Below are 13610 nucleotides of genomic sequence, written 5' to 3' on the forward strand. Positions count from 1 at the left end.
GGGGGAGAGAATGACCGATACCGCAATCGCGCTGTACAAGGCCCGCTCCGAACTGGGCGAGATAATCTACCACCTCGTCCGCAATCCGCTCGGCCTCGCCGGCCTGATCATCGTCGTGGCGATCGTCGGCTCGGCGCTCCTCGCGCCCTGGATCGCGCCCTACGACCCGGTGGCGATGAACATCCAGGACCGGCTGCAGGGGCCGAACGCCGCCCATCTCCTCGGCACCGACCAGATCGGCCGCGACACCTTCTCCCGCGTGATCTGGGGCGGCCGCGTGGCCCTGAAGGTGGCGCTGCCGACCATCGCCGGGGCGGTCGCGTTCGGGCTCCTGCTCGGCATGATCGCGGGCTACGGGCCGAAATGGCTCGACAGCCTCATCGTGCTCTTCTTCGACACCGTGCGCTCCTTCCCGACGGTGATGTTCGCGCTCGCCGTCGTGGCGCTGGTGGGGCCGAGCCTCAACACCGTCATCTTCGTCATCATGGTCACCTCGATCCCGACCTACGGACGGGTCGTGCGCACGCTGACCCAGTCGCTCAAGCAGTCCGAGTTCATCACAGCCGAACGCTCGCTCGGCGCGAAAGTGCCACGGATCATGGGCATCCACATCCTGCCGAACGTCCTCGGCCCGCTCGCGGTGCTCGCCGCGATGGATATTCCGACCGTCGTCGGGCTCGAGGCCGGCCTCAGCTTCCTCGGCATGGGAGTGAAGCCGCCCACGCCGTCCTGGGGCGTGCTTCTGGCGGACGGCTACGCGCTCATTCGCAACACACCCTGGCTCATCATCGCTGGGGGCATCCCGCTCATCCTGACCACGCTCGGCTTCACCTTCCTCGGCGAGGCTCTGCGCGACGTGGTCGATCCGAAACTGCGCGGCAAGGGGGGCAAGTGATGGCCGTTCTCGACATTCGCGACCTCTCGGTCAGCTATTCGACGCCGCGCGGGAGCCTCAGGGCGCTCCGGAACGTCTCGCTGACGGTGCCCGAGGGCAAGATCGTCGGCATCGTGGGCGAGTCGGGCTGCGGCAAGTCCACGCTGATCTCCTCGATCATCCGGCTGATGGCGCCGAACGCGCGGGTCGGCTCGGGCGAGGTGCGCTTCAAGGGGGCGGACCTGCTTGCGCGGTCGGAGGCCGAGATGCGGGCGCTGCGCGGTACCGAGATCTCGATGGTCTTCCAAGACCCGATGCAGACGCACAACCCGGTCCTGACCGTCGGCCAGCAGATGGTCGACATCCAGTACCGTGACAAGAAACCCAAGGCCGAGAAGCTGAAACGGGCCGCCGAGATGCTGGCGCTCGTCGGCATCCCAGACCCCGAGGCGCGGCTCAACCAGTATCCGTTCGAGTTCTCGGGCGGGATGCGCCAGCGCATCGCGATCGCGATGGCGCTGATGGCCCGGCCGGCACTTCTTATCGCCGACGAGCCGACAACCGCGCTCGACGCCACGCTCGAAGTGCAGATCATCAAGCGGTTGAAGGAGTTGCAGGACGAGATCGGCTGCGGGGTTCTCTTCATCTCGCACCATCTCGGCGTGATCGCGGAACTCTGCGACGAGGTCGTCGTGATGTATGCCGGCGAAGTGGTGGAGAGCGGAACCGTCCGCGATGTCTTCCACAATCCCGCCCATCCCTATACGGCCGCCCTTCTCGACTGCGACCCGGGCCATATCAAGGTGAAGACACGAGTCCTGCCGACGATCCCGGGCAACATTCCCGACCTCGTGAACCTGCCCAAGGGCTGCATCTTCGCTGATCGCTGCGACAAGCGCCACAGGGCCTGCGACACGCGCCCCGCGCTCTGGACCGCGCGCGCGGGCCACCGGGCCGCCTGCCACCTGATTGCCGAGAGGGAAACCGCATGAGCGCGCTTCTGCAGATCCGCGACGTCTTCGTCCGCTTCCACCTCCGCGGCGGCATATTTTCCTCCGCCGGAACGATCGACGCCGTCTCCGGCGTCAGCCTCGATGTCGAGGAGGGCAAGACCTACGGCATCGTCGGCGAGAGCGGCTCGGGCAAGACCACGCTCGCCCGCGCCGTCGCGGGCCTCCACCACGCCTCCGAAGGCTCGATCAAGTATCGCGGGCAGGAGCTCGTGAACCTGCCCGAGGCGGAGTTCCGCAAGCTCCGCCGCGAGATCGTGATGATGTTCCAGGATCCGATCGGCTCGCTCTCGCCTCGTCTCACCATCAAGTCGCTGATCACCGAGCCGTTCCGCATCCAGGGCATGAACGACCGCGACCTCGACGCCGAGGCGCGGCGGCTTCTCACTATGGTCGGCCTGCCGCCGGAATTCGCGTCGCGCTATCCCTACCAGATCTCCGGCGGCCAGGCGCGGCGGGTGGGCGTGGCGCGGGCGCTGGCACTCGACCCGAAACTCCTGATCGCCGACGAGCCGACGGCCGGTCTCGACGTCTCGATCCAGGGCGAGATGCTGAACCTCCTCGCCCGCCTTCAGGACGAGCTCGGGCTCGCGATCATGATCATCACCCACAACCTTAACGTCGTGCGCCACATCACTGACAAAGTTGGTATAATGTATCTTGGAAAGCTGGTGGAGGAAGGCCCGACCGAAGAGGTTTTCGCCCGCCCGCAGCATCCCTACACGCTGGCCCTCCTGGCGGCGAACCCGGAACCCGACCCCGACGCGCAGCTGATGCGGGTGGAGCTTCAGGGCGAACCGCCCTCGATCCTGCGCCGGCCGAACGGCTGCGAGTTCCACACCCGCTGCCCCTTCGTGCAGCCCCGCTGTTCCCGTGACGTGCCGGGCTGGACAACTCATGCCGGCGGCGCGCATCGTTGTCATTACCCCGAAATCTGGACTCGCGAGGCTCAGGCCGCATCATGAGCGCCACGATCTTCACCGGCGGCCCGATCCTGACGATGGATGCGGCCAACTCCACCCCCGAGGCGGTGGGCATCGCGGGAGAGCGCATCGCCGCCGTCGGACCGCTGGCCGAGGTCCGGGCCGCACTGCTGGGCGCGCGGGAGATCGACCTCGCCGGGCGCACACTGATCCCGGCCTTCATCGACCCGCACGGGCATTTCCCGGATTCGGCCTTCGTGACACTCCTGCGCGCCGATCTCGCCTCGCCGCCGCGGGGCGAATGCCGCACGCTTGCCGACGTGTTCGCGCGGCTCCACGCCAAGGCGGCCGAGACGCCGAAGGGCGACTGGGTCATGGGCGCGGCGCTCGACGAGACGCTTCTGGCCGAGGGCCGGATGCCGACCCGCGACGAGCTCGACGCGGTGTCCTCCGACCATCCGATCTGGGTGATCCACACCTCCGGTCATTGTGGCGTGGCGAATTCCCTCGCACTAGCCCGCCACGGCGTTGGCGAGGATACGCCCGACCCCGCCGGTGGGCGCTATCTGCGCGATGCCGGCGGCCGGCTCACCGGCGGGATCGAGGGGCTGTCGGCCATGGGCGAGATGGGCGACACGCATTTCCTGATCGACGCCAGCAACTTCCGCCGCTGCTTCGACGTCGCGCGCGCCGAGTACCTCGCCCAGGGCGTGACGCTGGCGCAGAATTCCTGGACCGCGCAGCCGCTTCTGGAGCTTTTCGCCGAGGTCGCGGCGGCGGGCGATCCCGGCATCGACCTCGTCCTCCTGCCCATCGCCGAGATCGAGCCCGACTTCTCGACCAAGGGGCTCGGAACCCGCTGGCCGGATCAGGCGCATGTCACGCTCGGGCCGCGCAAGATCCTGACCGACGGCTCGTTCCTGATGCGCACCGCCTGGCTCACCGAGCCCTACCATACCGGCGCCCCCGGCAAGACCCCCGATACCGGCCTGCCCTACATGGACCGCGAGGCGCTCTTCGCCGAGGTCCGGAAGCTCCACGACCTCGGCTTCCAGATCCACACCCATTGCAACGGCGATGCCGCCTCCGACCTGTTCCTCGATGCCGTCGAGGCGGCAACGAGGGCCAATACCCGTCACGATCACCGCCACACCATCATCCACGGACAGGTGATGCGGCAGGACCAGCTCGCGCGCTGCGCGTCGCTCGGCGTCACGATCAGCTTCTTTCCCGCCCATGTCTGGTTCTGGGGCGACAAGCATTACGACGAGTTGCTGGGCCCCGAGCGGGCCGCGAACATCTCGCCGGCCGCCTGGGCCGAGGCGGCGGGCGTCCGTTTCACCATCCACAATGACGCCGCGGTGACCCCGACCCGGCCGCTGCAGCTGATCCACACGGCCGTGAACCGGCGCACCCAGAGCGGCCGGCTGCTCGGTGATCACCAGCGCATTTCCGCCCTGAGCGCGCTCCGCGCCCACACGATCGACGCCGCCTGGCAGGTCTTCCAGGAAGCCGCACGCGGCTCGATCGAGACGGGCAAGCTCGCAGATCTGGCCGTGCTCGACGCGAATCCGCTCGCGAAGCCTGAAAACATCGAAAATGTTCGATTAGTGCAAACTTGGCGGCGTGGATTGCCGATTTTCGCGGCTGAAATGGAAGAAATAGACACAACAAAACGCATCGGAGCCGGCGCATGAGCTACGCGATCTATATCGGCCGCAACCACAGCCGGACCGGTCACGCCTGGCTCGGCGGCTATGGCGACGAGCCTTCCTCACACTGGCTCGAGATCGTCCCGTCGGCCGACCATCCGGCTGGCGCGACGATCGAGGTCGGCGTCGGGGCCGAGGCCGACATGCCAGGCGTCCGCGGCACGATTCCGCAGGTGGGCCAAACGCTCCGGAACATGCGGGTCAGCTATTCCTATTACAAGGGCGTGCCGGCACCGATCACCAATGGTGGCGTCAACGAGAAGGGCGTCGCGGTGCGCGACGTCTGGTCGACCTCGCGCGACGAGCTGATCGCGATGACGCCCGCGGACCAGACCGGGCCGAACTACAGCGACCTCGCGCGGATCGCGCTCGAACGCGCGGGCACGGCGCGCGCGGCGGTGGAGATCTGCGGCGCCCTGATTGCGGAGCATGGCGAAAGCACCTATGGCGGCAACTCCCACCTCTTCGCAGATGCGGACGAGGCCTGGGTGATGATCCAGTTCGCCGGCGGCAAGGGGCTCTGGGTCGCCGAACGACTGGGCCCGGATGCGATCCGCGCCTCGCGCCCCGGCTATGTGCTAGAGGTGCCGGTCGATTCGCCCGATCACCCCGATTTCCTCTGGTCGCCCAATTTCGTCAGCTTCGCGCGCGAGATGGGCTGGTATGCCGGTGGCCCCTTCGACGCCAACACGGTCTACGGCGACGGCAAGGGCCGCTGGGACGGCGTCTGCTGGATCGAGGCCGAGATGGCCGAGCGCGCGGCGCGGGCCGAGAAGATCGGGCTGGAGGACGTGATCTGGGCGGTGCGAACCGAACGGCTCACCGGCGACACGGCAGGCTACGGCCAGGTCGTCCCGCTCGTGACGCCGGTCGATCCGGATCTTCACATGATGTGGCACGCCCCGATTGGCGCGCTCGCGGCGCCCTTCGCGCCGGTCTTCCTCGGTCAACGCGACGTGCCGGCGGAATTCGGCCCCCACCGCTACCTGACGCGGGGCGAGTCGCACCGGTTCATGGATCTGCGGAAGGCCGTGAGCGGCGGGGTCGACACGGTCTCGCTGGTGCCGCAGGCGGCCGAGGCCACCCGCTCGGCGGTCGCGGAATCGAAACGTCTGATGTACCTGCTGCACCTCCTCGGCGAGGACGCGCTTGCGCGCTCGGTGCGGGCCTTTGCCGCGCGCGAGGCGGCGCTCGCCGGCCGGACCGAACGGCTGCAGCGCGTGATCGAGGCCGCGCTTGCGGCGGGTCTGCGCGAGGACGCGCTTGCCCTGCTCGGCGAGTTCAGCGCGAGCGAACTCCTGGCCGGACTCGACATGGTGATCGCGCTCGCCGGGGGGTTCGCGGCGGAACTGTCGGCGCGCGGTCCGGTCGAGGCGCGCCAGGAGCCGGTCGCGTACCCGCAGCTCTGGTGATCGGCGTTACCGCGCTACCTCGGCCAGTTCGCGCCTGAGCCGCGCCCATTCGGCCTCGATCAGATCGCCGAGCCGGTCGATCTCGTCCCGGCCGGTCGGCTCGGCGATGACTGAGACGCGGATCACCGCCCGACCCTTCCAGTCCGTTGTGCGGAGGAAGACCTTCCCCGTCGCGTTCAGACGCTCGACCAGATGCCGGGTCGCGGTATCGGGATCGGGACCGCCGTCACAGGCGAAGACGACCTGGTTGCAGTCCACCCGGTTCAGGATCCTGAGCCCCGCGACGCCGGACAACCGCTCCGCGAGCGCCGTGGCCAGCGCGCAATGGCGCCGGACGAGGTCCCGCACCCCGGACCGGCCGAGCCCCTGCAGAACGGCCCAGGTCGCGAAGCCGCGCGCCCGGCGCGACAACTCCGGATTGTAGTCCTTCGGGTCGCGCCCGTCGTCGGGCGCGGGCGCGATATAGGCGGCGGTCATGTCCATCGCCCGCCGGTGCGCCTCGCGGTCGCGGACGATGGCGAACCCGGAATCGTAGGGCACCTGCAGCCATTTGTGGCCGTCGACCGACCAGCTGTCGGCCCGCTCGATCGCCGCGGTCAGCGCCGCCTTCTCCGGCAGAACGCGGAGCCAGAGGCCGAAAGCACCGTCGACATGGAGCCAGGCGTCATGTGCTTCGGCGAGATCCGCCAGTGCTTCGAAATCGTCGAAACCGCCGGTGTTGATCTGGCCCGCCTGCCCGATGACGATCTTCGGCCCCTCATGCCGCGCCATCGCCTCTGCCAGCTCCGGCACCCGCATCACGCCCTGGCGTTCGGACCCGATCCGCTCGAGGTTCGCCTCGCCGAAGCCGAGGAACTTCAGCGCGGTATGGTTTGAGACATGCGCCTCGTCGGAAAGGTAGATCCTGACCAGCGGCGCGCCCTGAAGCCCGAGCCGGTCGATGTCGTGGCCCACGCGCCTGAGCACGGCGCCGCGCGCTGCGGCGAGGCCGACGAACCCGGCCATCGTCGCGCCCGTCACGAACCCCACCGAGCTCTCGCGCGGCAGGTCGAGCAGGTCGAGGATCCAGCCCTCCACCGCCTCCTCGGCGACCGCGGCGGCAGGCGAGCACTGGTAGGTCGCCGCGTTCTGGCCCCAGACAGAGGCGAGCCAGTCGGCCGCGACGCCGGTCAGGTTCGATCCGCCCATCACCCAGGCGAAGAACGCGCCGTCGGTATTGCCGACAAGGCCGGGCTCTGCGGCGGCGATCAGGTCCTCGATCACCGCCGCGCCGTCGCGCCCGTTCTCGCCCAGCGGGCAGCAGAACCGGCGCCGGAGCGCCGGCGCGCCTTCGGCCGGATGGAGCGGATGGCCCTTGTCGCGGAACGCGGCGCCGTAATCGGCGGCGCGCCGCAGGGCGGAGGCCTCGGCCGCCATGATCACCTCCGATCTCATCGCGGATGCAGCCAGTTCGGCAGGAAGCTGTAGGCGTTCTTCTTCATCTCGGGATCGAAGGCCACGCCGTGCTCGGTCAGGAGCGCCTTCAGGCTGCCGTCGTTGAAGGCGTCGAAGGTCTCCGTCGCGCCGCCCAGATGCTGGCCGCCCACGAAGATCTGCGGGATCGTCGGCACACCCAGCCGTTCCAGAAGCGCCGCGCGAAGGTCGCCGCCGAGATCGTCCTTCTGATAGGCGACCGAGTCGAGGTCGACCGACCGGTATTCGATCCCCGCCGCGGCGAAGAGCTTGCGCACCGACCAGCAGAATTCGCACCATTCGAGCGCGAACATCACCACCGGTCGGTCCGGGTCGGTCACCATCTCCTCGACCATCGCAACGGCCTCCGGCTTCGCCTCGGTCCCGGCCGCGGCCGGGGCGGGCGTCGCGGCGGTGTCGAACCGGTAGCGCGGGGTCGACTGGGCGATCTCCATCTCCTCGCCGGTCATCGTCTCCTCGATATCGGCGAAGAGCGGGGTCGAGAGGTAGCGCTCGCCGGTATCGGGCAGCATAGCGAGGATGCGCGTGCCTTCCGGTGCGGTCTCGGCCACCTTCAGCGCGGCGGCGAAGGTCGCGCCGGCGCTGGTGCCGCAGAAGATGCCCTCCTTCGCCGCCAGGTCGCGCGCGCATTGCAGCGCGTCGTCGCCGGCGACCGGCTGGTAGACGTCGATCAGCGCGTCATCGAGCACGTCGCCCGCGAGCTTGGGAATGAAGTCGGGCGTCCAGCCCTGCATCAGGTGCGGGCGGAAGCCCGGATGGCTCGCCGCGGCGGTGCCGTCGGGATTGCGCGCCTGCTCGATCCCGCTCGACAGCAGCTGGGCGTTGTCGGGCTCGGCGACGACGACCCGTGTGCAGGGACTTTTCGCCTTCAGGACCCGTGCAACGCCCTTCAGTGTGCCGCCCGTGCCATAGCCTGAGACCCAGTAGTCGAGCCCGATCCCCTCGAAATCGGAGAGGATCTCCTCGGCGGTGGTGCACGAATGGGTGTCGGGATTGGCCTCGTTCTCGAACTGGCGGCAGAGGAACCAGCTGTGTTTATCCGCCAGTTCGCGCGCCTTGGCGATCATGCCGGTGCCCTTCTCGGCGGCCGGGGTCAGGACCACCTTCGCGCCGAGAAAGCGCATCAGCTTGCGCCGCTCGACGCTGAAATTCTCGGCCATGGTGACGACAAGCGGATAGCCCTTCTGGGCACAGACCATGGCGAGCCCGATCCCGGTATTGCCCGAGGTCGCCTCGATCACGGTCTGGCCGGGCTTAAGCGTGCCGTCGCGCTCGGCCGCCTCGATCACGCCAAGGGCAAGACGGTCCTTGACCGAACCCATCGGGTTGAAGGCCTCGATCTTGACGAAGAGCTCGACATGCTTCGGGCCGAGGTTGTTGATCCGCACGATCGGGGTATGCCCGATGGTGTCGAGGATCGAGGCGCGGATGCCGGTCGCGGCCTGGCGCGGCGTGTCGGCGCCGGATTTGTCGGTGAGTCTGGTCTCGAACTTGGTCATGGGTCCGTCCTGTCCTGGTCTCGGTGCCACTTCAGACGAGAAGCGGCACGGCGCAGTGGGCGAAGATGCCGAGGGCGGCCAGGCCCGAGGCATAGGCGATGGTGCGGCGGCGGCGCGGCGCCTTGGCCTGCGGCTTCTCGCGGCGCGGCCACTCCGAATATGGACCGATGATCTCGGGAACGGGCAGATCGGCGGTCGAAAACTTGGTCATCGCGGTCATTGTCAGTCTCCCAGTTTTGGCTTTCGCTGATAAGACCTTTTTGCCCGTACCCCGGCATCGCGCCGTGATCCCGGGGCAAAAGCCACCGTGAATTCGCCGTCAATTCCGGATTTTCCTGCAAATTCTGCCAGTTCCGACCGAAAACTTTCCCTTGGCGGCCAAAAATGCGTAAACTTTCCCTTAGGGGACGCAGAGCGATGTTCACGATCAGGCTCTTCGGCAAGCTGTCGGTGGCCGGTCCCGACGGGGCCGAGGTGCCGATTACGGGCGCCAAGACGCAAGGGCTCGTCGCCTATCTGGCGCTCAACACCGGGATGCCGCCGTCGCGCGACCGGCTGATGGCGTTGTTCTGGGGCGACCGGTTTGCCGAACAGGCGCGGCAGAGCCTGCGGCAGGCGATCTCGAAGCTGCGCAAGAGCTTCGATTGCGGCGTCGACGCGATCCGCACAGAGGGCGACCGCGTCGGCTTCGATCCCGAGGCGGTGAGCGTCGATGTCGACCGTTTCGCGGAACTTGCCGCCGACCCCGCGCCCGAGGCCGCGGTCCGCGCCATCGAGCTGATGGAAGGACCGCTGCTCGACGGGCTTTTTGGTCAGCAGAGCGACTTCGATGACTGGATCGTCTCGGAGCGCCAGCGGTTCGGCAGCCTCGCCTGCCGGGTGTTCGAACGTGCCGCCGAAGCGCATCTGAAGGCCGGCAATGTCGATGCCGCGCTCGAAACCGCGCGCCGGCTCGTCGCGCTCGACCCGCTGCGCGACGCCTCGCATATGGTGCTGGTCCGCATCCTCGCCCAGTCGGGCGAACGGGCGACGGCTATCCAGCATTACAATCTCTACGAGGCCCAGCTGGTGAAGGAACTCGGCGTCGAACCCGGGCACGAGTTGCAGCGACTGATGAGCGAGATTCGCGGCGAAGCCTTCATGGCCCCGGTCGAAGCGGCCGAACAACCGCCTGGCCCCGGCTCCGCCGCGGCCGGGGAGGTCGCCGAAACGACCCGCCCCGCCATCGCCGTCGTGCCCTTCGCGACGATCATGCCCGGCCCCGAGGAGGAAGCCTTCGCCGAGGGCCTCTGCGACGACATCACAACGAACCTGTCGCGCTTTCGCTGGCTCGACGTCCGTGCCGGCCCCGGCCTTGGGGGCAAGCGGCTGACGGCGAGCGAACTCAGCGCGCTCGGCCGCGACCTCGGGCTCGATTACGTCGTGCACGGGTCGCTGCGCACCCTGGGGCCAAACCTGCGCCTGACCGTGCAACTCGCCGAGCCGGGCACCGGCCGCTATCTCTGGGTGACACGCTACGACCGGGACGGCGAGACGCTGGACGCGGTGCTCGATGAGTTGGCCGAAACCATCGCCGCCTCGGTCGAGGCCGAACTGGAGCGGCGCGCCGGACGCGCGGCCCGAACGCTCGGCATCGGCGAGATGAACGCCTGGGACTGCTATCACCGCGGCCTCGCCATCCAGTACGAATTTGCCGCCGAGACTAATGCGGAGGCGCAGCGCTATTTCCGCCGCGCGATCGCGCTCGACCCGAACTTCGCCGCGGCCTATGCGCGGCTCTCCTACGCGATGGTGATCTCGGCGATCTATTTCGAGGCGGGCGAGGTCGCCGCCCTTCTCGACGAGGCGCTGGAGCTTGCGCGCAAGTCCTGCCGACTTGACCCCGACGACGCCGTCGGCCGTTTCGCGCTTGGCCGGGTCTACCTCGCGCGCGGGGAATACGACCGGTCGCTGGCCGAGCTTCGGACCGCCACGGAACTCAACCCGAACATGGCGCAGGCCCATTGCGGGCTTGGCGACTCGCTCGCCTATGCCGGCGAACTCGACCGCGCGATGCCGTGCTTCGACGAGGCGGTGCGGCTCAGCCCCGCCGATCCCTACCGCTGGGCCTTCCTCGCCTATGGCGCGACGGCGTTGCTCTTCAAGCGGAAGTTCGAGGCCGCCGCCGACTGGGCCGAACGCGCCGAGGCGGTGCCCAATTCTCATTACTGGGCGACCGCGATCAAGGCCTCCGCGCTCGGCCATCTTGGCGAGGCCGAGCGCGCCGCGCAGGCGGTGACGGAACTGAAGGACCAGCGCCCGGGTATCACCCGCGCCTTCGTCGCAGAGCGACTGTTCTACTTGCGCGATCCGAAACAGCTCGAGATCTATGTCGGCGGCCTGCAAAAGGCGGGGCTCGACTGATCCGCCCGCCCGCCGGATGCCCCGGCCGGGACAGGGGCGCCCGTGCGTCAGGCCATCAGCCCCGCGAGATGGGACGGCCGGGCTTTCAGGAACTCGGCCAGCCGCTCGGTATAGTCCGGGGCCACAGCCTCGCGGACCGAAGCGCGCGCCGCGAGCGCCCGGCGCCAGCGCCCGAGCCGAGGCATGGACCCGATACCGGCGAGATCGCCGAACCTGTCAAGGACGTCGAAATAGCGGAAGACCGGTGCGAAGACCGCGTCAACCAGCGAAAAGCCACGCAGGTCGAACAGCTCGCCCTCGCCGAGCCGCGCCTCGATCCGGGCGAACTTGGCGCCAAGCGCCTGCCGCCTCGCCTCGAACGCCTCGGCCGTCGCCGCCGAGTAGAGCCCGGCGATGTCGTTCAGGACCGCCGATCCGAACTCCATCCAGCCGCGGTGGTCGGCGCGGTCGAGCGCGGAAGCCGGGTGCAGCGGCTGCGGGCCGATCTCTTCCAGGTATTCAAGGATCACCGAGGATTCAAAGATCGGCTTGCCATCGACCGTCAGCACCGGCGTCTTCCCAAGCGGGGACAGTTCCAGGAACCAGTCCGGCTTGTTGGCGAGGTCGATATTCACGCGTTCGAACGACATCCCTTTTTCGGCCAGGGCGATGGCGACACGCTGAACATAGGGGCAGAGGTGATGGCTGATCAGTACGAGTTTCGCCGACATGTCCAGTTCCTTTCATCCGACATTTTCATGCAAATGCATGTAGCTCGGCGCCGCGGCCCTTCAATCCGAATGCATACGCATGTATATGTTCAAGGATGCACAAGCCCGACACGCAGACGCCGCCCGGCGAGGCGGTCTGGACCCGCCTCGCCCGGTCGTCCGACAGGATCCGGGGCCGGATCGAGCGCGATCTGGCAGATGCGGGCCTGCCTTGCCTGCAATGGTACGACGCACTCCTTGAAATCGAGCGCGCAGACCGTGAGGGCCTCCGCCAGTTCGAATTGCAGCAGCGGCTGCTCCTGCCGCAATACGGGCTCTCCCGGCTCCTGCAACGGATCGCGGCGGCGGGGCTGATCACGCGAACCCCCTGCCCCGCGGATGGCCGCGGACAGATCCTGAGGGTCACCGCGCAGGGCCGGCAGGTCCGCGCGACGATGTGGCCGGTCTATGCAGCGGCGATGGCGGCGGCAATCGAAGCGAAGCTCGAACCTGGCGACGCCGCTCGGCTTGCCGGGCTGCTCGACCGGCTGCTGGACTGACACTGTCAGAGACTGGCGGCCGATCTCGCGCGACCATGCGCCGGCCACGAAGCTCATTCCGGAATGACGAGCCCTTCCATCGCGCGGTCGAGTTCCTCTCGGCACTTGGCGACGATGAAATCGGTGAAGACCCGGATCTTCGGGTCGCGCAGCCTTCGGTGCTGGGTCAGGCAGGACAACTGCACCGGCACCGGCGGCGTCGCCCGCGCGACCGGCACCAGCCGCCCGTCGCGCAGGTAATCGGCCACCTCGAAGATCGGCTTCATCACAATCCCGCGCCCGTCGAGCGCCCAACCGGTCAGCACGTCGCCGTCATCGGTCTCGAAAGGCCCGGCGACCTCGTAGCGCCGCGGCCCCTCCGGCGTGACCAGCGTCCACTGGTATTCGCGCGCGCCGGGGAAGCGCAGGTTCAGGCAATCGTGGCGCCCCTGCACAAGCGCCTCGCCATCGGCCGGATCGCCGCGGGTCTCGACATAGGACGGCGCGGCGCACAGGATGCGCGGACATTCCGCGACCAGCCGCATCTTCAGCGTCGAATCCTCCAGAAGCCCGAGATGGAACGCCATGTCGAGCCCCTCGCCGATCACGTCGATCTTGCGGTCCGAGAGGCGCAGCCGCACGTCGATCTGGGGATACTGGTCCTTGAATTCCGGCACATGCGGCGCGATGAACCGCCGCCCGACGCCCAATGGCGCGGCCACGAAGACCGTCCCTCGCAGGTTCTGGGTCGAGACCATGACCGCCGCCTCGGCATCGTCGATCGCCTCCAGCACCTTGCGCGCGCCCTCGTAGAAAAGCCGTCCGTTCTCGGTCGGCTGCAGCCGGCGCGTGGTGCGGTTGAAGAGCCGGACACCGAGATGCTTTTCGAGCTCGGCGATCCGCGCCGAGGCGACCGCCGGCGAGGTGCGCTGATCGCGGGCCGCGGCCGACATCGAGCCGAGTTCGAAGACCCGGACGAACATCTTGATATTGTTCACATAGGCCATCGCCGCATCCCGGCCGATCATTTTTCGGCATTCATTGAAAGTTCTGAGATATTCCAAGAATTATCAGGA

At 68.1% G+C, this 13610-nt stretch carries 12 protein-coding genes and 1 pseudogene; 7 read left to right on the forward strand and 6 right to left on the reverse strand.

The features are described from left to right. Positions 1-10 precede the first annotated feature (10 nt). From R5H32_RS02575 to R5H32_RS02595, 5 genes are read left to right on the forward strand one after another with little or no spacing between them, the layout of a single operon-like run. On the forward strand, positions 11-895 hold the full coding sequence (locus R5H32_RS02575; RefSeq protein WP_318337118.1) for an ABC transporter permease: 885 nt from the start codon (positions 11-13) through the stop codon (positions 893-895). Then, entirely contained in the window at positions 895-1866 is a 972-nt protein-coding gene (locus R5H32_RS02580; RefSeq protein WP_318337119.1) for an ABC transporter ATP-binding protein, read from the forward strand. Before R5H32_RS02575 ends, R5H32_RS02580 begins: the two co-directional genes overlap by 1 nt. Next, on the forward strand, positions 1863-2849 hold the full coding sequence (locus R5H32_RS02585) for an ABC transporter ATP-binding protein (protein ID WP_318337120.1): 987 nt from the start codon (positions 1863-1865) through the stop codon (positions 2847-2849). The genes R5H32_RS02580 and R5H32_RS02585 overlap by 4 nt, the downstream gene beginning before the upstream one ends. Next, entirely contained in the window at positions 2846-4504 is a 1659-nt protein-coding gene (locus R5H32_RS02590; RefSeq protein WP_318337121.1) for an amidohydrolase, read from the forward strand. Before R5H32_RS02585 ends, R5H32_RS02590 begins: the two co-directional genes overlap by 4 nt. Next, positions 4501-5931 carry a C69 family dipeptidase gene (locus tag R5H32_RS02595; protein ID WP_318337122.1) on the forward strand — a complete coding sequence of 477 codons (1431 nt, stop codon included), beginning with the start codon at positions 4501-4503 and terminating at the stop codon, positions 5929-5931. The genes R5H32_RS02590 and R5H32_RS02595 overlap by 4 nt, the downstream gene beginning before the upstream one ends. A 6-nt stretch (positions 5932-5937) precedes the next feature. On the opposite strand, the gene R5H32_RS02600 is transcribed toward R5H32_RS02595, so the two are convergent. The 4 genes and pseudogenes from R5H32_RS02600 to R5H32_RS02615 form a co-directional block, all read right to left on the reverse strand. Next, positions 5938-7365, reverse strand: a complete 1428-nt coding sequence (locus tag R5H32_RS02600; protein ID WP_318337123.1) for a pyridoxal phosphate-dependent decarboxylase family protein — start codon at positions 7363-7365, stop codon at positions 5938-5940. Continuing rightward, the gene (locus R5H32_RS02605; protein WP_318337335.1) at positions 7362-7739 is read right to left on the reverse strand and encodes a glutaredoxin family protein; all 378 of its coding nucleotides are present in this window, start codon (positions 7737-7739) and stop codon (positions 7362-7364) included. Before R5H32_RS02605 ends, R5H32_RS02600 begins: the two co-directional genes overlap by 4 nt. Before the next feature lie 66 nt (positions 7740-7805). Next, positions 7806-8834: pseudogene (gene cysK, locus R5H32_RS02610) on the reverse strand (cysteine synthase A); the annotation flags it as partial. Between the two features lie 100 nt (positions 8835-8934). Further along, positions 8935-9123: a hypothetical protein gene (locus R5H32_RS02615; protein ID WP_318337124.1), complete on the reverse strand. Its 189-nt coding sequence runs from the start codon at positions 9121-9123 to the stop codon at positions 8935-8937. Positions 9124-9320: 197 nt separating this feature from the next. Here R5H32_RS02615 and R5H32_RS02620 point away from each other — a divergent pair, with 197 nt between their 5' ends. Continuing rightward, the gene (locus R5H32_RS02620) at positions 9321-11306 is read left to right on the forward strand and encodes a BTAD domain-containing putative transcriptional regulator (RefSeq protein ID WP_318337125.1); all 1986 of its coding nucleotides are present in this window, start codon (positions 9321-9323) and stop codon (positions 11304-11306) included. 47 nt (positions 11307-11353) lie between these two features. On the opposite strand, the gene R5H32_RS02625 is transcribed toward R5H32_RS02620, so the two are convergent. Further along, positions 11354-12016, reverse strand: a complete 663-nt coding sequence (locus R5H32_RS02625; RefSeq protein WP_318337126.1) for a glutathione S-transferase family protein — start codon at positions 12014-12016, stop codon at positions 11354-11356. A gap of 95 nt (positions 12017-12111) precedes the next feature. Between R5H32_RS02625 and R5H32_RS02630 the strand changes: the two genes are divergently transcribed. Continuing rightward, positions 12112-12555, forward strand: coding sequence for a MarR family transcriptional regulator (locus R5H32_RS02630; RefSeq protein ID WP_318337127.1), 444 nt, complete (start codon positions 12112-12114; stop codon positions 12553-12555). Between the two features lie 53 nt (positions 12556-12608). On the opposite strand, the gene R5H32_RS02635 is transcribed toward R5H32_RS02630, so the two are convergent. Beyond that, positions 12609-13541 (reverse strand): LysR family transcriptional regulator, encoded by a 933-nt coding sequence (locus R5H32_RS02635; protein ID WP_318337336.1) that lies wholly within the window; start codon positions 13539-13541, stop codon positions 12609-12611. Between the last annotated feature and the right edge of the window lie 69 nt (positions 13542-13610).

Source organism: Defluviimonas sp. D31 (assembly GCF_033436765.1).
GTDB lineage: Bacteria > Pseudomonadota > Alphaproteobacteria > Rhodobacterales > Rhodobacteraceae > Albidovulum.